Here is a 19,583-nt window from a genome sequence, read left to right on the forward strand (position 1 = left end):
CTTTGTCACCTTCTTCGTTAAAGTCTATTTCTCTTCGCTCGTCACCCGGATTGTCACGATGTCTTTCGGTCGGACCGTGAATGTTTCGCTCACTCGTTCGATGACGTCTCCTGTTAACGTTACTCTCTCTAATGTTACCTGTTGAGCGAACGTCATTGTAACCGAAACATGTTCTGTCGTCGGATTAAATAGACGAATCTCACTCACATTCGGTTCAATTCCTGTCATACTCGAGAATACGCCACCTGTCATCGTGAACCAATGCCTCGGTGTCGCTGCGCGTGTTTGATGCACAATCGGTCGTCGACGGAAGCTCGTGATGTGTGTCGCCGACTCGTTCTCTCGATTCAACACGAGTCCGTAATCGAACGTGTCGGTTCGCAGACATTGTGCGCCCGGCACTTCAAATCCTGGTCCTGCCCCGTTTCCTCGCGTGCGCAAGTCCCGTCGCGACAACCAACCGACCGCACGGAGCATCGTCAGCTCCACGACGTCTCGACCGTCATATGTGCTCACTTCGTATTCTTGCAAACCGCGATGGACGAGAGTGTGCGCATTCGCCTGAACGAACGAATACGTCGGTGCTTGCGCCATGACACACTCTTCATTTTTCTTAGCATCAAATCGCTTCTCCCGCATCGTCTTCCGTTCGTTCCAATCAAACGCCGTGTCCGATGTCGTGATTTCGCACGTTTCGACATCAAAGGCGACATGGAGCTTGTGGTCTTGCGCCTTGTTATCTACCGTTGTCTTGAAGCGGATGAGCGGGTCGTGTTCATAAAGTGTGACTGTCGTCGTAATCGGCATCGTCACCATCTGTTCGCTTCCTGTTTGACGTGAGTCATCCAAGGATGCGGAGACCGTCAACGCATATTCGAGACGCATCGTTTGATGGGCTTGACCGCGCTCCACCGTGGCATGGCGTAGCGTCGCTTGCGTCAAACGGTCTTCAAGTGGTGGCGAATAGTTATACGTGTCTCCTGCATCGAGACTCGAGTAGAAGACGTGCTGTCCTGGATATCGCGCACCTGTCTCTACATCTGTGATTGTCAAGCCATCGCCGTCCACTTCGACTTTGACGAACGCATTCTCGATGGCGTCATCTGTTTGGTCGGGCCGTGCGACTTCTGCTTCAATCCGTTCAATCTCGCACACATAGGCTCCTGCCCCTTCGACCGGGATCGAAAAGACGACGTCATACTCGACATACTCATCGTAATGCGGCTCTGCCAAAATGTGTCGTAGAAACACTTCCTTCTCTTCCCGGCGCAAGACGTCAATCTCAATCGGTCGCCCGTTCATGCTGAGGCGGATCTGTCCCAGGTCGAGTCGTTTCGGGATGCGAATCGTCGTTTCCACCGGGAGCATCCGCTCGAATGGGACGGTCGAAATCACCACGAGCTGATCGTTATACCCTTCACCAAAATACGGTGCCGGATAATGCTTGTCGAGCTGCGTCTGTTCGAACTGTCTCATGGCAGCGAGGGCACGTGCCGTACGTGTCTCCATCTCGTCATGGACGGCATCGATGCTACATCCGCAGATGCTGTCGTGTGGTTGGTTTTGTAAAATCAGTTTCCACACATACTCTCGGAATGAATCGTTTCGTGTCTCCGTGCCGAGGAATGCGTTCAAAAATCCGAGTGTGTTGAGCGCTTCATCTTCAACGAGTTGATTGTCACGCTTCAAATACGTCCTTGTCGAGAGAACACCTGGTAGAATGAAGATTTTCGATGGGTCCCGTTGTTCACCGTGTATCGTGGCGGCCGGACGATGTGTCGCCACCGCGTCTGTGTAATCGGACATGAGGGATTGACGGATTGGCAAATCAATGACATCGAGCCGGTCCTTGATATCAGGTGCCGTAAACGTATGGTCGGCACCGTTCATGACGAGGTAATGACCACTTTTCACGAACGGTTCGTTACGTGTCAAATAGTCATCCATCTCTTTTTGAAATGCTTCATGCTTTAAGAACGTCTGATAATAGCCTTCGAACAAAGGCAGGACGAACGTCTTGACGTGCGACCCGTTCGGCGCGATCCACGTATTCTCGAATGCATCCGATATGGCGCCACGCCAGAGGATGGCGTGACCGATCCCGAACTGCTCTAGAATCTGTGGCATCTGTCCGATATGTCCGAACGTATCCGGCAAATAGCCGATATCATGTTTCGATCCCAGTTCGCGTGCCATCTTCGTCCCAATCTTCAAGTTTTGAATGAGCGACTCTCCTGCCACTAAAAATTCGTCGGCGAGTAAGTACCACGGTCCGACCTCGATCTTGCCTGCCCGGATCCACTCGATGAGTTGCTCATATTCGTCCGCACTGACTACTTCCCGGTAATCGTCGAGCACGATCGTCTGTCCGTCTAAGAAGAAGTTATCGAATTGTCCGGCCTGAAGCCGGTCGACGACATAGCGTAGCCCTTCCGTCAGTTTGAAGCGGAACGATTCGAACGATTCGTACCATTCCCGGTCCCAATGCGTATGATTCAAGACATGTACTTGTTTCATTGGAGAACCTCCATTCGTTCCCGAATCAACGCACCGTCGAGTTCATTCAGTGCCGTTTTCGTTTTCAATGCGAGTGCGACGGCGATTCCCGTCGCCTCCCCGACGTCTCGTAGCGTCGGTTGAATCCGAAGGGAGGCTTGCATCAAGAACGTGCTCGAGATGTGTCGTCCGGCGAAGATGACATTCGTCACTTCATTCACGATGAGGGCACGATACGGGATCTCATAATACTCGCCCGCCGTATATTTCTTCGGTAACGACTCGTCCCCTTTGACGCGATGCACATCGACGTACCAGTCACCTTTGGCAATCGCGTCATGGAAACGGGCCCGATTTGCATAGTCCGTCTCGGACAACACATACTTCCCGTGAATCCGATACGATTCACGGATGCCTAGCTGTGTCGCTTCTTTTAATAAAAACGCGGACTCAAATCCTGGTAAATGACGGACCAAGAATCGGCTGAGACGCTGCATCATCTGTCGCCCAATCCGCACCGCTTCAGAGCGAGCGAACGGGTCGGTCGTATCCGTCAATCCAGGGATGTGAGGACAGTTAAAAGAGAAGACACCCGGTTTGCCCGGTTGTGTGAACCCTTGGAAGTATTTCAGGTCGTCGACCGTGAGTTCGCCTGTTGCCAATCCTTCCCGAAATAACCCTTCGAGCACATGCCCTTTCCCGGGGACCATGACGATTTCAAAGAAATCCGGGTCCTCGATTTGACAGAACGTTTCGCCGAGTCCGAGCACATAGTCCCGGACACGAGCAAGATCGACACCGCCCATCTCAAAACGGAACGTCATCTGTTGATTATGTCCGTTCTCATCTCCAGAAGACGTCGGGATGCCCGACACACGGGCGACGACGGCGTCCGCTGAAGCATCGATGACCGTCTGCGTCTGAATCGCGACGAGACCGGCACATGTCTGGACGATCAGATGAGTGATCGTGTCCTCGTCTTTCAGTACATCGATGACGACGGCATCGTATAACACCTGACATCCGACTTGTTCCAACAACTCATCCAGCACCGCAGTGAGCGTCTCGACGTTGAACCATCGACAATTCGTCGTCCCATCGTCCGTTTTGACGCCACGCTCTTCCAGTCGGTCTAAAATATATCGGTTGACGCCCCGAGGCTGGACGTGTGTCGGCATCATCGGAGAGACGAGCGCGTTCGTCTGCGTCCCCCCGAGTGCGATTGTTTTTTCAATGAGAAGTGTATCGATTCCTTCGTTTGCTGCCGCATAGGCCGCCGTCACGCCAGACGTCCCGCCGCCAACTACGACACACCTGACTTCTCGTACTAATTTGATTTCGTGTCCTGCGTAGTGAATCATCTCTTCCGCGTCCTTTCTCTCTTAACCTTTCACGGCGCCGTCCGTCGCACCGGAGATAAAGTATTTTTGGAGCGCCATGAATAAAATCAATGTCGGGATCGTCGTCAAGATCGATGCCGCGCTAATCAGTTTCAAGTTCGAGCCATCAAAGTTTTGCGACAGTTGCGCCAATCCGATTGAGAGGGTGTACATGCTACTCTCCGTCGAGTTGAGGAGTGGCCACAAGTAGTCGCCCCACGTCCCCATGAACGTGAAGATCGCTAACGTGACGAGTGTCGGTTTGACGAGTGGCAACGCCACACGATACCAGACTTGGAAGCGGTTCGCCCCGTCCAAGTAAGCTGACTCTTCAAGCTCTTTTGGAATACGTAAGTATGCTTGACGCATCAAGTAAATCCCAAACGCCGTCGCCACTTGCATCACGACAAGACCGATGTAAGAGTTGCGTAGACCGAGCTCTCCCGCGAGTTGGAAGAGTGGTGCCATGTACAGTTGGAACGGGACCATCATCGTCGCGATGATGAGCGAGAGGACGACGCCTCTTCCCCGGAAGTCCATCCGTGCGAGCGGATATGCCGCCAAACTACAGAAGAGCAAGTTCAACGGGATGGCGATTGCCGTTACGATGAACGTATTCAAAAAGTAGAGACCGAAGTTCGCTTTCGAGAACGAATCGGTGAAGTTCGCGAGTGTCGGGTCTGTCGGATAGATCGTCCCGTAAATGCTTTCCCCTGGCGACTTGAGTGCCATGAACAACGTGATGAGGAACGGTCCAACCGTGATGACCGAAATGAAAATCATCAATAGATACAACATAATTTTTTGTGTCGTTTGTTTACGTTTCATCTTCACTTCTCCTTTATGCCCGTAAATCTTCTTCTCGTGAACTCGTCAACTTCATCTGAAGCAATGAAGCGCCGATTGCGAGAAGGAGCAGGACGACACCAGCGGCGGATGCGATACTGACGTCCAGTGACATGAACTTGTTGTAGATGTACATGACGAGCGTCGTGGTCGCGCCAGCCGGACCGCCACCTGTCGTCAAGGCGATTTCTTCGAACACTTTCATTCCGGCAATGATCGTCATGACAGAGACAAGAGTGACAGATGGTGTGAGCATCGGTACGGTGATGCGCCAGAATTTTTGGAAGGCGTTCGCTCCGTCAATCTCGGAAGATTCATAGACATCTTTCGAGATCGATTGAAGTCCTGCCAAATAGATAATCATGTAGTAGCCCAAACCTTTCCACACGGTGATCGCGGATACGGCGACGAGAGCGGTCGAGCTTTGGACGAGTAAGTTTGTCGGATTGTCAAACAGGCCGAGCGATACGAAGATCGATGAGACCGGACCACTCTGTGAGTAAAGCATCTTCCACATGAGCGCGGCGACGACCATCGGCGTGACGACCGGCAAGTAATACAAGATCCGGAACGTCGAGACGCCTTTGATGGCCTGATTGACGAGAACTGCTAAAATCATTGGCAAAAAGATATTCAATGGAAGAACGATAATCAAAAATAAAATCGTATTCCATAAGGCGAGCCAGAACGACGTATCTGTAAAAATCTCTTTGAAGTTGGCGAGTCCGACGAACTCTCCAGTCCCCGCAATGATTTTATAGTCCAACAAACTCCAGTGGAACGCCTCGACGATCGGAATGACGAGGAACGTGCCGAGCACAACAATCGATGGGAGTAGGAACAGCCAAGGGGTGAGGAGGTTTTTCTTCTTCCGTCTGACGACCTTTGTTTTCGTGGTCGATACAGGGAGTGCTATATTCTCTTTATTCATCTTCAGGTCTCCTTCCAATAAAACGAGCTGAACCAAAAGAGGGGTCTCCTTTTGATTCAGCTCTCAACGTTTAGAACGTCACGCTCTCTCCAGATTTCTCGAACGCGTCATCCCAAGCTTTCGCAAGTGCTTCTACTGCTTCTTTACCTGACATTTTTCCTTGTAAGTTTTGAACGAAGATGTTCTTCGTCGCTTCACGGAGTTCCGCACTGTTCTCTGTCGGTGGGACGAGAACCTCGGCACGTTCGAGTGATTTCGAAGCTTCCATCATCCCGAGCGCTTTCGGTGAATCGCCCGGATTCGTGAAGTAGTCATCTTCGAGTGAAGCTTTCGTCGATGGGAGGACCGTTCCTGCCGTCTTCGCGAATTCGAGCTGATTATCGGCGTTCGTGACAAACTCGGCGAATGCGACCGCTGCCTCTTTATTCTTCGTCTTCGCAGGTACAGCGAAGTTCATGACCGCAACATTGACCAGTGCGTCTGATGCTTCAAGCGGTTGTCCTGCTTTTGAGACTTCATAAATGTCCGGTGCGCCGCTCTCGACGGGTCCGAGGAATGTGACGCCACCTTCGAGGAATGTCGTGTTGCCTGCCATATAGAGTTCTTGTCCTGTCTTGATTGATCCTTCAGCTGCTTCTTGAGGGATCAACCCTTCGTCATACATTTTTTGCATCGTCTCGAAATAGTTGATGATGTCTGCATTGTCGGCGAACGTCGCTTTTCCATCTTCGACGATCGATTCACCTGCGATGGAGACCATTTTCTCCATGATGGCGTTCCCGTCATTGATGACCGGATAGAACGCCGGTTTACCCGTCTTGTCCGTCAACATTTTCGACGCTTCGTAAATGCCTTCCGTCGAAGTCGGGACTTCTTTGATGCCCGCCTGTTCGAAGTGGTCCCCGTTGTACCAAGAGACGGTCGTCGTCAAGTACCAAGGAAGTGCGTACAGTTTGTCTTCGAACATACCAGACTTGTATGGACCATCCACATAAGCCGTTTTTGCTTCTTCAGACAACATGTCGTCGAGTTCGAGCAATCCACCTTGTGCCGCGATGTTCGACATATAGTGTGGGTTCAAGTTGACGACGTCTGGGACGTCACTACCCGTCAACGACGTCAATACTTTTTGCTCCATCTCATTTTGTGGCACGTCCTCGATGACAACATCCACGTCTGGATGCATCTCTTCAAACTCTTTTTCAATCTCGTCAAAATACGAATCGAATGGCTCTCCTGCGAGTGAGGCCGTCCACATCGTCACCTTTCCCGACAGTTCCCCGTCACTCGATGCTGAACTGCTACCAGACTCTTCATTGCTACAAGCCATCAAGCCGACTGACAAGGCAGCGATCGATGCGCTCGCTGCGAGTTGTTTCGTACGTTTTTTCATCTTTCATTTCCTCCCCGAGATAAAATAGAAAGCGTTTTCACAAATTCATCATATCGTCTTAGAAATCTATTTGCAATACTAAAATCAAAATGAAAATAATTTTCTAAATAAAAACTCGCCCCTTTTCAGAGACGAGTCTAACGGTTAAAACCCTTGACGGTCGACAGCGTATTGTAACCAGTGTTTCATGTCAGCCGTTCGTGACTGTAAACGGTCATATAACACCGGCTCGAGTTGTTCATTTGTTTTCATGACTTCTAACGACTGTTCGATTCGTTGTACGTCCTCTAAGTTGAGCGATTGTTTTCTCGCTGCCTTCTCAAGGCGCTGGATCTCTTTGGCGAGCGTACGATCCGCTTTTTTATCCATCGCCCCTTTTGGCATATAAAGACTGTTCATCTCGAGGCGCGTGTCTTTCAACAAAGCTTCGATGGCGAGCAGCGGCTCTTCCCCTGGATTGACGGCCGTCTCACGCCAAGGACCTTTCCCTAGCGCATCGACGGATGGGGCGCTCGCTTGACCGAATGCGAACATGTTCACACCCGATGTGCCAAACTTCGCTGAAAGGACATCGTCCACTGCTGCTCCCTCGTTCAGGTGATGATAGAACGAGTAGATCCCAGTGAAGTACATCGTTCCTTCAGGCATCAGCTTCTTACTCGCCTGGACCGTTTTTTGAATGCTATTGAAGTCATGTCCGTACGCTTGTGGGATGACGGCATCGATGTCTTCTTTCCAGTCACTGATATACACTTCTTCCGCGCCTGGTTCTGGCGTCGCCGTCAGCATGAATTTCGCATCGTTTTGTTTGGAGACGTCATGTAACTTGTCAACGAATTCATTCTCCCGTTCGCGTATCCATGCCTGGAACGCCTCCCATTCCGGCGTGTCCTTCTTCAAATCAACCGGATCGATGCCGCTCACTTGCTCATAGAGCGCCCGCGTCGGTTCGCTAAACCCATATGCTTTGTCAAAAGCATGATGCGGGAGTCGCATGTAATCGATGTTCAACCCTTTGATGTCGTAAGTCGATTCCATCTCCTCATAGAGCGCGAGCATATAGTCTTGCACTTCAGGCTGCATGATATCTAGCCAGTAATAGCGGCTCGACGTGTCCGGCGCCGGCTGCCCGGTCGTATTCGTCCGTTGTACGGCCGCCCATTCCGGATACTGTTTGAACTGAGATGGGACGCCTAGGCTCGCTTCTCCGACCATGAATCCATCCGTCCATGCGTGAACCGTCATACCCCGCTCTTTCGCTTCTGCGATATAGGCGGCGAGAATGTCGGTGCCGTGCTCGCCAAAGTCGCCGTTTTTGAAGTTCGGGTGCTGGGCGGGAAGTCCATACTGTTCCTGGACCGCACTCGGATAGATCGGATATCCCCAGAACGTCGTCTCAAGATAGACCGCATTGAACCCGGCCTTTTCCATCCGATTTAAGACGGTCTCGACGCCTGCTAACGTCGATTCTTTCGGACGATGCCACACCGCACGCTGTTCGGCGACACCTGAGTCGATGGAGTAATAATAGGCATCATACGCACGCTGCGTCGCTTGCCTTACTGCATCTAGTGCGATGACCGGGTCTGACTCCCCATTCGCCTGATCTAAAGATGCCCGAGCGGAACGGAGCGCCTCGTCCGCCAAGTCGAGCGGGACGTCGATCCATTCCGCACGCGCTTTTGCAATCGACTGTTCAGCCTTCTCAATCGCTTTCTCACTTTGGAACGCATAGCTGTCCACGTCCTGTGTAATCGTGACGACCCCGTCCGTCACGTCGACTTTTGCCCCGATGATGCTGTTCCCTGAGAGGAATGCCGAGCTTACACCGTGGCCACTGACGACGAATCCGTTATCTGGGATGCTTGAATTCCCGCCCCCAAGCTTCGTCACATAGCCATCCTCGACCGTGATCTCATAGCCATATACGTTCGTCTTCGTCGACTCCCCGAACGCAGGCGTATAGACGATCAACTGGTCCGGGCCACGGAATCCATCGAACGGCGCCCCGTCTGGGTTCGACGTTCGTGTCGGGTCGACGGCGTTCGCCGTGCGTTCTTCTTGTTTGACGACCGGCTCCTCGAGCATGACGCGCTCCCCGACTTCGAGCTGACGCAAAAACGAAGCGACCGCTTCCGTCGTGTCTTTCCCCGTCGACAGGACGAGACCGTTCTCTGGGATCGGACTGTTCCCTCCTCGTTTCTCCGCTACCGTGTACGTATTGATTCCGACTTTCTCTAGCACGACTTCCGTACTCGCCGGGTTCGTCTCCGTGTAGTAGCTGAACTGGTCGTTGAAGATGATAAGCTGCTGCTGGTTCGCGAGTTTGTTGATGCCCCCGACACGCATCTCGTCACCCGAGGCATCGATGACTTTCATCACCTCTTCAGCTGCCACTCCTTGCATCGGTAATAAACTTCCCAACAATGTGAGGCTAAGTGCAGTACCGACTACGTTACGTTTATTCATCCCATTCACTCCCTCTTCTAAAAAGTAACCGCTTACAAAAACATATCATAGAGAGTGATAGGTAAAAATAATCATTTTACTCTTATGTAATTTATTGAAAATAATTTTCATTTCTAAAATAAAGTGTCTCATTCTACGTTCGTTTCCCTGAATGATTAGTTCCTTCGTCCCAATATCTCAATGAAGTCTGACTTATTCATTCAGAATGAAAAAAACTCCGTCAAAATGACGGAGTGCTCACAGTAACGGGACGATGAACTTCAATTTTTCTTCTTCGTGGCGGCTCGAGAGGCCGTGACCATATTCCGGATAGACGCGGAACGCCTTCTCGCCTGAAAGTTCACGGAACAACGCATATCCTGTCGACGGAGGGCACACCTCATCTAAGAGACCGACCCCAACCATGACGGGACAGGTGATGCGTCTCGCGAAATTGATCCCGTCGACATACCGAAGCGTGTCGTACAATCTCGCTTCCGATTCATGAAGAGGATCGTGTACTTTGAAATAGTGTGAGATTTCTAAGTACGGGCCGTCCGTCGCGAGCTCGATCCCTCTCGGCATATCACAGAGGAAAGGGATATCAATCAAGGCGGCCTTCACTTTCGGATGCAAGGCGCTGACCCCGAGCGCGATGCCACCGCCCTGGCTCCCCCCTTCAACGATTGCTGATTTCGCACCCGACAGCATGAGGGCGACATCGAGCGCACGGACCGCGTCTAGCATGACCCGCGTATAATAATACGTCTCCTTTTTGAAAATACCTCGCGTCATCCATCCGGCGGCACCCCCTAACGGCATGAGCACGGACTGCTCCGGGTCCATCCCTTGATCGCGTGTCTCGACGAGGAGCACCGCCATCCCTTGTACGATATACTTCATGGCGATGTGAGGCTCGTGCGTATTCCAGTTGTACCCGTGATAGAGGACGACGACAGGAAGCGAACGGTCGATTCGGTTTGGTTTGATGAACGTCGCCTTATGTACGATCGCCCCATGCGATAGATAACGGACGTATTCCATCTCGACGTTCCGGACGTAAGCGGGGATCGGATTCTGCTCGATCTGCATCGGGACCTCCCGCAACGTCTCGAGCTCTTGCTCCCAAAACACATCAAAGTCGTCCGGCATCGTGACACTCGAGCGATAAGCCTCTAACTCACGGACCGACACATCAACGCCCGGCATGGACGACATCCCCTTTCTTGATGGCGAGGGCGAGTGCTCCTTTTAATCCGGCGAAATCACCGAGTGTCGGTGGGACGATATACGTCTCCAACTCATTCACATACGGATTTTGAATATAGCCGTTCATCTTATGTCGAAACGCTTCACGCACTTTCGGGAAGAGATGCGACTGCTTCATGACACCACCGCCGAGAATCATCCGCTCCGGGGACAGAATGAGGGCGATGTTGACGAGCGCCTGTGCCAAATAATCCGCCTCGATGTCCCACGCCGGGTCGCTCGGGTCGAGCAAGTGCGCCTTCTTGCCATGTCTCGCCTCGATGGCAGGACCTGATGCCAATCCTTCAAGACAGTCTCCGTGATACGGGCAGACGCCGTCCGACAGATCATCCGGGTGACGACGGACCATCATGTGTCCCATCTCCGGGTGCCCCATCCCGTGGACGAGTTCCCCGTCAATCACGGCACCCGCTCCGATTCCTGTACCGACAGTCATGTAGAGACAACTCGAGACGTCCGTCGCCCCACCAAACGCCATCTCCCCGAATGCCGCCCCGTTCACGTCGGTATCGAGAACGATCGGGACTTGAAAGTGTGCCTTCAACACGTCATAGAGTGGATAGTTCGCCCACTTTATTTTCGGTGTCGTCGTGATGCATCCATACGTCTCACTCGACGGATTCAAGTCGACCGGACCGAACGTACCGACACCTAGCGCCTCAATCGTTTCTCCTTCAAAGAACGCGAACACGCTTGCCATCGTCTCTTCCGGGTCCGTCGTCGGGATGGACGCGTGACGGATGACGTCCCCTGTCTCCGTCCCGATGCCACAGACGATTTTCGTCCCTCCCAATTCAATCGCTCCAAACATATGTAGCTCCCCTTTCCAATTTGGTATCCTACTCACTTCAAATTGCAATCGCTTACAATTAACTCCATGCTACCCGTCACGATGCGCGGTTGATCGCTCACCGTCACGACGAGATGGTCGCCTTTCTCGAGCGGGACCCCGTCCAACGTCCCCTCTCCGTTCAACACACTAATGAGACGGAAGCGGTCGAGTGGTCTGAGCACGAATCCGGCTCTGACGTCCATCCGATAGACGTTGAACTCATCTGTCTCGATCAATGTCTGAACCGTACCGCCCGTCACGTCTTTCGTCGTCGAATGGACGATTGTAGGCATATCCGGTACCGTCGTCACTTCAATCGCTTGATTCAGATGCAACTCACGGGCATTCCCTTCGTCATCCGTCCGGTCAAAGTCATATACCCGATACGTCGTGTCTGAAGACTGTTGCGTCTCGAGGATGACGATCCCTTCCCCAATCGCATGAATCGTCCCACTCGGCACGAAAATGAAATCGCCCGCCTGCACCGGTTGACGACGTAACAATGTGTCCCACTCACCGTGCGCGATCGCTTCGGCCAACTGTTCTTTCGTCTCTGCCGTATGCCCAAGAATCAATTCCGCGCCAGGCTCGGCCTCGACGACGTACCAACATTCCGTCTTTCCGTATGGTTCTCCTTCTAGACGCATCGCTTCCTCATCGTTCGGGTGTACTTGGACGGACAAGTCGTCCGCCGCATCGAGCAATTTGACGAGGAGCGGGAAGCTGTCGAGCGTGTACGCTCCAAACAACTCACGCTTTTCCTCCCACAGCTCAGCGAGCGTGTACCCTGCAAATGTTCCGGAAGTGACGATGCTCATCCCGTTCGGATGGGCCGAGATGCCCCAACACTCGCCGATGTTTCCTTGTGGCAGGTCATACTCGAACGTCGTCTCAAGCTTGCGCCCTCCCCAAAGTCGTTCCTGAAAGACTGGTGTGCATGTTAAGATCATGATTCATTCCCCCATTTCTGTGTCTACACCAAGAGGACGCTCTCCGTGAGCGCCCTACAAGTTTACGCATGTACCGTTTCAAGTTGTTCCATGACATCCTCAACCGTCGTCGCTTCTTGAAGATGACGGCGAAACTCATCATCGATGAGACGTCTGCTCAAGAGGGCGAGCATTCGTAAATGTTCGTCCCCTTCCGCCGCCTCAGGGACCCCGATCATGAAAATCAGTTTAGCCGGTTCCCCGTCTAGACTATCCCACTCGATGCCGTTCGGTGCTTTTGCGAACGCAATGACAGGACGTTTGACAGCGTCCGTTTTTCCGTGAGGAATGGCGACTTCGAAGCCGATCCCCGTCGAACTGAGCGCTTCCCGACGCTCCAACGCCTCCAAGTACGACAACCGATCGTTCAAATAGCCAGCGCCTTCCAATTGACGCGTCAACACATCGAACACTTCTTCCCGTGAAGTGACATTCAAATCAAGCTCGATAAGTGACGTTTCCACGTAATCTATTAGTTTCATCTCGATCTCTCCCTTAGCTGACTTGTTTCAAGGCTTTTGATTTTGTATTTTTTCGCTGGGCACGTTCTTTTAAGAAGATGGTTGTGAACGCCGTAATGAGCGAACCGATGAGTACCGATACGAAAAACATGATGACGTTGTCGACAGCACCGAGTACCGCCACGACCGGTCCCCCGTGAGGAACGTTGTTCGTCACACCGACCGTGATGGCGATGGCCGCACCGACCATGGCTCCAATCATATTGGCCGGGATGACACGCAGCGGGTCACCCGCCGCGAACGGGATGGCCCCTTCCGTGATGCCGACTAGCCCCATCATGAAGGCCGCCTTTCCTGCCTCTTGCTCTTCTTTCACGAATAGTTTTTTACGAAGGAATGTCGCGATGCCCATCCCGAGCGGTGGGATACAAATCGCGACCGCAATCGCTCCCATGATGCCCGTCTGTCCTTCGGCGATCATCGATGCTCCGAATAGGAAGGCGACCTTATTGACCGGCCCTCCCATATCGAAGGCAATCATGGCACCAAGCAACAGACCGAGCACAATCTTACTTGACCCCTCCATCCCTTGAAGTATGGATGTCAAACCGTCCATGAGTCCGGCAATCGGTGCGCCGACGACGAAGATGAAGAGTGCTGCAATTGCGACCATGCTGACGATTGGAATGACGAGAATCGGCATGATTGGCTGAATCATCTGTGGAACTTTCCACGTTTTAATCCAACGGACGAGATATCCGGCTGCGAAACCTGCCAAGATTCCCCCGAGGAACCCTGCTCCTGCTTCTGACCCATAAAAGCTACCGTTCGCCGCGATGTATCCACCGACGATACCCGGTGCGAGTGCCGGACGGTCGGCGATAGCATAGGCGATATATCCGGCGAGAATCGGTACCATGAACATGAACGAAGCCGCCCCAACATCTAATACCTTCTGCCAGACCGATCCTTCCGGAATGGCTAACCCGTTCGCGGTCGGTTCCCCCCCGATGGCGAGCGCCAAGGCAATCAATAATCCCCCGACCACGACGAACGGGATCATATGACTCACACCGTTCATGAGCGCCCGATAGACGATGTTCCCGTCTTTTTCTTTCTTGACGTCCTTCGTTGCTCCTTTTTGGATCGGAGCGGTCTTGACGCGTTCAATCAGTTCTGCCGGTTGCTTGATCGCTTCGGCGACCGGGACAATGACGATGCGCTTCCCAGCGAAACGGTCCAAATCGACCGCCTTGTCTGCGGCGATGATGACACCGTCCGCTTCTTTGATTTCCTGTTCGGTCAATCCGTTCTCAATCCCGATTGACCCGTGCGTTTCCACTTTCACGTCATGTCCGAGCTCCGCACCCTGCTTTGACAACTTTTCAGCGGCCATGTACGTATGGGCGATACCGACCGGACAAGCGGTGATGGCAACAATCTTCATAGTGGTTTCCCCTTTCAAATTGAATGGATCCATGCTTGGCTACATGTATACTTTACTTGAATATGAAAGGGGTTTCAGATAACGTTTTGCCGTTGACTACGGCAACAGCAAATCACGGAAGGCACGCGGGTCTTTCGACTCGACTAATTCTCGGACGAGCTTTGGATTTTCCGTCAATGCGGCAATCTCCTCAAACAGATGGGTCGAAAAGGTTTGGTCCGAATCCCGGAATTGAAGGAGGAAGATGAGCCGGACCTGTTCGTCCCCCCATGCGATCGGCGTCTGCGACACGAGCACGTCGATTCGGTTCGTCGTCGCGAGCTCCGGGTCCCCGTGGGGAATGGCGACACTCTGCCCGATCGAGGTCGAGCCGTTCCGTTCACGATTGTATACGCTTTCAGAATAATGTTCGTCAATATGTGCCGCTTCCATCAATACGTGTAAGGCATGACCACGTGACAAGACGTCATCGACGAATCGAACGTGTCCGACGAGTGAGGCGATGGTCGCGTACGTGTTCCCGTTCACCCCGACCAGCTGTCTCAATTGGTGCACGTCCTGCTCGGTTAAGACGGCGGATACGACATGGACCGGAGTCTCCCGTTCTCCTAGCTGGATCGTCGATACAATCAAGTCTGGCTGACACCGTTCAATCTGTTTATCGAGCTCGCGTAGCGACGAATACCCGACGATGTGAATGGCGTCGTGAAACTGGTTGTGGAGTCGTGCCGCAATCAATTTACTCGTCCCCATCCCGTATGTACAGACGAGAAGGATTCGTTTTTTCTCCTGACCTCGACGTTCTTCGAGCATCGTCTGAAAATGGAGCGTCAAGAATCCGACTTCATCCTCCGTGACATACAAATCAAGCTCGCTCTCTAGGATTGAGGCATGTCGCAAGACGGCCGCGTAAGTGGCCGTGAAACGACGTTTGATTTGATCGAGGAGCGGGTTTTCTACATACGCCTTGATCAGTTGGCGATACACCATCGGCCGGATGTGGGCGAGGAGGGACCGATATAACTCCCGCTGTAAGGCACCCCCATAAATTGTCCCGTTCACGGCTAGGGCGAACCGGTTGGCGGCTCGTGCGACTTCTGGCGTCACATGGTCTTCGGACGGATTGAACTCTTGTGCGCCCGAAAGCGCCAGCATGAAGTAAGCCCGCTCTTCTGTCGGGATTTTCATCCCGAGCGATTGTTCCAACGTATCCATCCGGCGCATCAGTTTATCAAACCCGCGTGTCGCACGTGCCATCTCGAGCCCTGATGGTGATAAGGTCACGTAGGCGCGGCGGCGCATCCGTTTAAGCGACACGAGAAGCCGTGCCTGCAAGAGTTCGGACGCCGTATCGGAATATTGTTTGTCGACCTCTCGTTCCCAATACGTTAGGAATGTTTCAATGAGTCTCACGTCTTGCACATGCGCCTGAGGCGAACGCGTCTTTACCAAGAGCTGGGTCAACCATTCCCGCCTTAGGAGCTCTTCCCCATCGACGCGACAATGTCGGCGATCAAACGTGAAATGTGAATCCTTCAGCATCTGTTCGATCGTATCGATGTCTTGTCTGACTGTCGCCTCACTGATATAGAAGGTGCTGGCGATGGCGGCAAGTGAAGCAATCTCATCAAACAAGAGTCGGATGAGGATTTGTTCGACGCGTCCCTCGTCGTGCTCCCTCTCCTGTATCGGGACGTAATGGTTCTCAAGGAGTCGAACCCCTTTCCCCCGACTCGTCTCGATTTGCACGTCGGACAGTTTCTCGAGTGCACGCAGCTCGGTCCGGACCGTTCGCTCCGAGCAATGGAGCGCCCATGCGATATCCTTCGTCGACATCCATTTCTTATGTTGTAACAACTCTAATAGCTTTTGCTGCCGTTCTGTCATCATGCATTCCACCTTTGGCATTTTTCCAACAAAAGCATAGCATATTCGTTATAAGCACTTATAAAACTTTTTTTAATAGGTGTTTCCGTTGAATTCATTTCATTTAAAAAGTGCAAAAAATGAAGTCTGATGAGATAGACTTCATTTTTGCACTAAATTCAAAAAGTAATGTAAAATATCAATTATCTGTTCACCACTTCCAGCGCCCTCGCCAGTTTTTTTCTGGCAAATGAGGCGGATTCACCGCAATTGGTTCATCGGCTAACATCGCCTCCGTAAAGCGGAGCTGCTGTTGCCACATCTCTTCCCCTAATTCGTTGATGACTTCCTGTCTCGCTGCTAACCAATTGAAATCACGATGTTCCACGTTATGGGCATCGGAGGCGATGATGTGACTCAGCCCGTTACTGATGAACGTGAGTGCGAGTTCCCGCATCTGTCTCCCGAACTGTCCTGTCAAACTGCTTGTTGTCACTTGGGACAACGCACCCGACGATACGAGATGATGCAATTTTTCTGGATGGAGTGCAAACTCACGATTCCGCTCCGGATGCGCGATGACCGGAACGTATCCAGCCGCCTGTAGTTGAAAGAATAAGGACTCCGTATAAGCTGGTAGACTTTGACTCGGCAGTTCCACGAGGACATATCGTGACCCAGCGAGCGAATGTGCCTCTCCGGACTCCAACGCTTCGACCATTTCTCCAAAAATTCGAATCTCTTGTCCAACATACAAGGTCAAGGGGATCTGTTCATCATCGAGTCGTTTTTGTAGATGCGCGACTTCTTGCGTGATGTCATGATGTTGCGTCTCAAAGTACGGATGATACGCGTGTGGTGTCACGACAATCGATGTCACCCCCTCTTCCACCGCACGTTTCGCGAGTTGAAGGGATGCTTCCATTGTACGTGGTCCGTCATCTACTTCAGGCAACAAATGACAATGTACATCAATCATGAGTGTTCACTCTCCATTGTGTGATTGTTTTAGCCAAACGTATTCATACGGGCGAAGCGTTACATTTGTCATCCATTCTTCTGTAAAGAGACTCGTCCCTTCACAATCCGTCTGCACCGTCTCTTCACTCATATTCGTCAATAACAGTAGGGTCTCCTCTTGATGCGTTCGCTTAACAGCGAAAACGCGCCGATCGAGATTTAGGACCTCTTGACCAATGTAAGGGGACAAGGCAGGGTGGAGTCGTTTCACATTCAATTGGCTCAATATCCCTTCATAAACACGAAGTCGATCCGGATCGCGTTTCAATGCTCGGACGAGATCTTCCTGTTCAACCGGTTGCGACACCCCAAATAAAGTTCGGTAATCAATCAACGGAATCCCTTGAAGCGACAACAATACACTGTGGGCTGCGAGAATCACATCTGGGTTAGTGTCCATCAGATTTTTCTCAAACGGATCACGTTCCGCTGAAGATAGGAAATTGAAATATGTTTGATTGGCTCTCAGTGAATGAACTTGTCTCGCCCAATCGGTCAATCGTGTCACATTGGCCTGCGCAAACGCTAAAATGACATGACTGGATAAGTCGAAATGACAGACGACGTCCGCCTCTTCCTCAAAGTTTAGGACTGAATCGACACGTTCATTGGCAACGATGAGCTGTGCATTCGGCTTATACGTATGCATAATCGTACGCCACAGTTTGAGGATGTGTTTGACTCGTTCCGGTTCTATTCCGCGAAACGACTCGACATGGACACGGATTTTCGTCGCTCCATACGCCAGACGTTCAATCAGTTCATCTGTTACGGTGACAAGGTCGAGTTGTGACTCATTCCATGCTTCAGGCGTCATCTCGTAAATCAAATCGAACTCATCGGTGAAACGTCCTAAGTCTTCGAACAATTGCACCCGCGAGTCGATGGCTGTGTCCTGTTGTTTCGTTTGATACGGAAACAGGGAGACGAGATAGAGATCACTCACCGTCGTTTGGACATGATCGGCTAACCATTGATGGAGAGCCTCGAGGTTCGCTCGTCCGTCAGTCAGGATAAAACCGGCATCCACCAACAAGACGTTTGTTTTTTCAGAAGGGCGTTCATGGTCGTGCCAACGATGATCCGACCACTTCTCAAACAACCGTTCCCACTTTTCTTGCGAGGTCTCCCCGAGTTCGTGGAGTACCTCTTCAATCGTTTCCCATTTCATGACTCATCCCTCCTTGGCATCTCTTTATTTCTCCCACTTTCCGTTTCATTTGAAACACAAAAAAAACTGTCCGACTTGGGTCAGACAGTTTACTCCATCAATCGTTTCAACTCTTCCTGAACGCCATTCAACGAAGAAGATTCCGGATTCCAATAATAGATGCCGTCCCCCTCTAATCCGCCCGCACCCTCAAGCCGTAAGACACTCGCGTTGCGGAACGCGTTCATATAGTCCGTCGACAAAGAGACGAATTCATTGAGCTCGATATTCGTCTTCGCCTGATCGCCGACCACCTCGAGTAACGCGGTGACCTTGTCGAGTGAGAAGTCCGTCCGTCCTTTTTCGATGATGGCGGCGACGACATCACGCTGACGTTCTTGACGTCCGAAGTCACCGTTTGGATCGTTATAGCGCATCCGGGTGTAATCGAGTGCCGCTTCTCCGTCTAACGTCACCTCACCAACGGGAAACGTGTAATCTTCTGTCGAGAACGCAAATTTATTCATGACGGTAATGCCTCCGAGTGCATCCACGACGTCGCTGAATGCCTCCATATCCGTTTCGATGACATAATCGATTGGGATGTCGAGGAAATTCTCGACCGTATTCATTGCCATTTCGGCCCCACCGAACGCATAGGCATGATTGATCTTATCACGTGTCCCTTTCCCGACGATTTCAGTCTTTGTATCCCGGGGAATCGAGAGCATCGCTCCTTCATCAAGTTCCGGATTGAGTGTCAGCACGATGATTGAGTCACTCCGTCCCTGTTCGGTCCCGCGTCGGTCAATCCCAAGCAAGAGAATGGAAACAGACTCTTTGCGTTCAATGGTCTCGACCTGCTTGCGCTCTTTGCTGATTTTCAAGTTGTCATTCACTTGTGCGACGGTGTCATCGACTTCTTTTACCATTGACCAGACGAACGCGCCACCCGTGATGAGCACCAAGGCCATGACGCCTGCTACAACCCCTAGTACGATTTTCCACTTTGATGGTTTACGATGTTTCGCCATGCGGCCACACCTTCTTCCGTGA

15 protein-coding genes are annotated in these 19,583 nt (G+C 51.9%); all 15 read right to left on the bottom strand.

Annotated elements, in window-relative coordinates; all coding sequences use genetic code 11:
- Positions 1-24 precede the first annotated feature (24 nt).
- On the bottom strand, positions 25-2,517 hold the full coding sequence (locus F3H97_RS09375; protein WP_196431205.1) for a glycoside hydrolase family 38 N-terminal domain-containing protein: 2,493 nt from the start codon (positions 2,515-2,517) through the stop codon (positions 25-27).
- Complete coding sequence (locus F3H97_RS09380; RefSeq protein ID WP_196431206.1) at positions 2,514-3,857, bottom strand: FAD-dependent oxidoreductase; 1,344 nt, start codon at positions 3,855-3,857, stop codon at positions 2,514-2,516. The genes F3H97_RS09375 and F3H97_RS09380 overlap by 4 nt, the downstream gene beginning before the upstream one ends.
- Positions 3,858-3,878: 21 nt before the next feature.
- Positions 3,879-4,703 carry a carbohydrate ABC transporter permease gene (locus F3H97_RS09385; RefSeq protein WP_196431207.1) on the bottom strand — a complete coding sequence of 275 codons (825 nt, stop codon included), beginning with the start codon at positions 4,701-4,703 and terminating at the stop codon, positions 3,879-3,881.
- Between the two features lie 13 nt (positions 4,704-4,716).
- The gene (locus F3H97_RS09390; protein WP_196431208.1) at positions 4,717-5,652 is read right to left on the bottom strand and encodes a carbohydrate ABC transporter permease; all 936 of its coding nucleotides are present in this window, start codon (positions 5,650-5,652) and stop codon (positions 4,717-4,719) included.
- A gap of 70 nt (positions 5,653-5,722) precedes the next feature.
- Positions 5,723-7,045, bottom strand: a complete 1,323-nt coding sequence (locus F3H97_RS09395) for an ABC transporter substrate-binding protein (RefSeq protein ID WP_196431209.1) — start codon at positions 7,043-7,045, stop codon at positions 5,723-5,725.
- A gap of 144 nt (positions 7,046-7,189) precedes the next feature.
- Positions 7,190-9,514 (bottom strand): glycoside hydrolase family 10-like protein, encoded by a 2,325-nt coding sequence (locus F3H97_RS09400; RefSeq protein ID WP_196431210.1) that lies wholly within the window; start codon positions 9,512-9,514, stop codon positions 7,190-7,192.
- 237 nt (positions 9,515-9,751) lie between these two features.
- Positions 9,752-10,702 (bottom strand): acetylxylan esterase, encoded by a 951-nt coding sequence (locus F3H97_RS09405; protein WP_196431211.1) that lies wholly within the window; start codon positions 10,700-10,702, stop codon positions 9,752-9,754.
- Positions 10,689-11,573 (bottom strand): ROK family protein, encoded by an 885-nt coding sequence (locus F3H97_RS09410; RefSeq protein WP_196431212.1) that lies wholly within the window; start codon positions 11,571-11,573, stop codon positions 10,689-10,691. Before F3H97_RS09410 ends, F3H97_RS09405 begins: the two co-directional genes overlap by 14 nt.
- Before the next feature lie 32 nt (positions 11,574-11,605).
- Positions 11,606-12,544 carry a type I phosphomannose isomerase catalytic subunit gene (locus F3H97_RS09415; protein WP_196431213.1) on the bottom strand — a complete coding sequence of 313 codons (939 nt, stop codon included), beginning with the start codon at positions 12,542-12,544 and terminating at the stop codon, positions 11,606-11,608.
- Positions 12,545-12,606: 62 nt separating this feature from the next.
- Entirely contained in the window at positions 12,607-13,065 is a 459-nt protein-coding gene (locus tag F3H97_RS09420; RefSeq protein ID WP_196431214.1) for a PTS sugar transporter subunit IIA, read from the bottom strand.
- Positions 13,066-13,078: 13 nt separating this feature from the next.
- A complete protein-coding gene (locus tag F3H97_RS09425; RefSeq protein WP_196431215.1) occupies positions 13,079-14,491 on the bottom strand; it encodes a PTS fructose transporter subunit IIC in 1,413 nt (470 codons plus the stop codon).
- A gap of 96 nt (positions 14,492-14,587) precedes the next feature.
- The gene (locus tag F3H97_RS09430; RefSeq protein ID WP_196431216.1) at positions 14,588-16,378 is read right to left on the bottom strand and encodes a BglG family transcription antiterminator; all 1,791 of its coding nucleotides are present in this window, start codon (positions 16,376-16,378) and stop codon (positions 14,588-14,590) included.
- Between the two features lie 190 nt (positions 16,379-16,568).
- On the bottom strand, positions 16,569-17,336 hold the full coding sequence (locus F3H97_RS09435; RefSeq protein WP_196431217.1) for a tyrosine-protein phosphatase: 768 nt from the start codon (positions 17,334-17,336) through the stop codon (positions 16,569-16,571).
- A gap of 6 nt (positions 17,337-17,342) precedes the next feature.
- On the bottom strand, positions 17,343-18,548 hold the full coding sequence (locus tag F3H97_RS09440; protein ID WP_196431218.1) for an alpha-amylase family glycosyl hydrolase: 1,206 nt from the start codon (positions 18,546-18,548) through the stop codon (positions 17,343-17,345).
- An 89-nt stretch (positions 18,549-18,637) separates the two neighbouring features.
- Positions 18,638-19,561, bottom strand: coding sequence for an LCP family glycopolymer transferase (locus F3H97_RS09445; RefSeq protein ID WP_196431219.1), 924 nt, complete (start codon positions 19,559-19,561; stop codon positions 18,638-18,640).
- Positions 19,562-19,583 lie beyond the last annotated feature (22 nt).

It is taken from the genome of Exiguobacterium sp. SRB7LM (genome assembly GCF_015712685.1).
Lineage (GTDB): Bacteria > Bacillota > Bacilli > Exiguobacteriales > Exiguobacteriaceae > Exiguobacterium > Exiguobacterium profundum.

Coding starts and splice junctions, on each gene's coding strand:
- F3H97_RS09375 (WP_196431205.1), bottom strand. CDS start 2,517: ATGAAACAAGTACATGTCTTGAATCATACGCATTGGGACCGGGAATGG.
- F3H97_RS09380 (WP_196431206.1), bottom strand. CDS start 3,857: ATGATTCACTACGCAGGACACGAAATCAAATTAGTACGAGAAGTCAGG.
- F3H97_RS09385 (WP_196431207.1), bottom strand. CDS start 4,703: ATGAAACGTAAACAAACGACACAAAAAATTATGTTGTATCTATTGATG.
- F3H97_RS09390 (WP_196431208.1), bottom strand. CDS start 5,652: ATGAATAAAGAGAATATAGCACTCCCTGTATCGACCACGAAAACAAAG.
- F3H97_RS09395 (WP_196431209.1), bottom strand. CDS start 7,045: ATGAAAAAACGTACGAAACAACTCGCAGCGAGCGCATCGATCGCTGCC.
- F3H97_RS09400 (WP_196431210.1), bottom strand. CDS start 9,514: ATGAATAAACGTAACGTAGTCGGTACTGCACTTAGCCTCACATTGTTG.
- F3H97_RS09405 (WP_196431211.1), bottom strand. CDS start 10,702: ATGCCGGGCGTTGATGTGTCGGTCCGTGAGTTAGAGGCTTATCGCTCG.
- F3H97_RS09410 (WP_196431212.1), bottom strand. CDS start 11,573: ATGTTTGGAGCGATTGAATTGGGAGGGACGAAAATCGTCTGTGGCATC.
- F3H97_RS09415 (WP_196431213.1), bottom strand. CDS start 12,544: ATGATCTTAACATGCACACCAGTCTTTCAGGAACGACTTTGGGGAGGG.
- F3H97_RS09420 (WP_196431214.1), bottom strand. CDS start 13,065: ATGAAACTAATAGATTACGTGGAAACGTCACTTATCGAGCTTGATTTG.
- F3H97_RS09425 (WP_196431215.1), bottom strand. CDS start 14,491: ATGAAGATTGTTGCCATCACCGCTTGTCCGGTCGGTATCGCCCATACG.
- F3H97_RS09430 (WP_196431216.1), bottom strand. CDS start 16,378: ATGACAGAACGGCAGCAAAAGCTATTAGAGTTGTTACAACATAAGAAA.
- F3H97_RS09435 (WP_196431217.1), bottom strand. CDS start 17,336: ATGATTGATGTACATTGTCATTTGTTGCCTGAAGTAGATGACGGACCA.
- F3H97_RS09440 (WP_196431218.1), bottom strand. CDS start 18,548: ATGAAATGGGAAACGATTGAAGAGGTACTCCACGAACTCGGGGAGACC.
- F3H97_RS09445 (WP_196431219.1), bottom strand. CDS start 19,561: ATGGCGAAACATCGTAAACCATCAAAGTGGAAAATCGTACTAGGGGTT.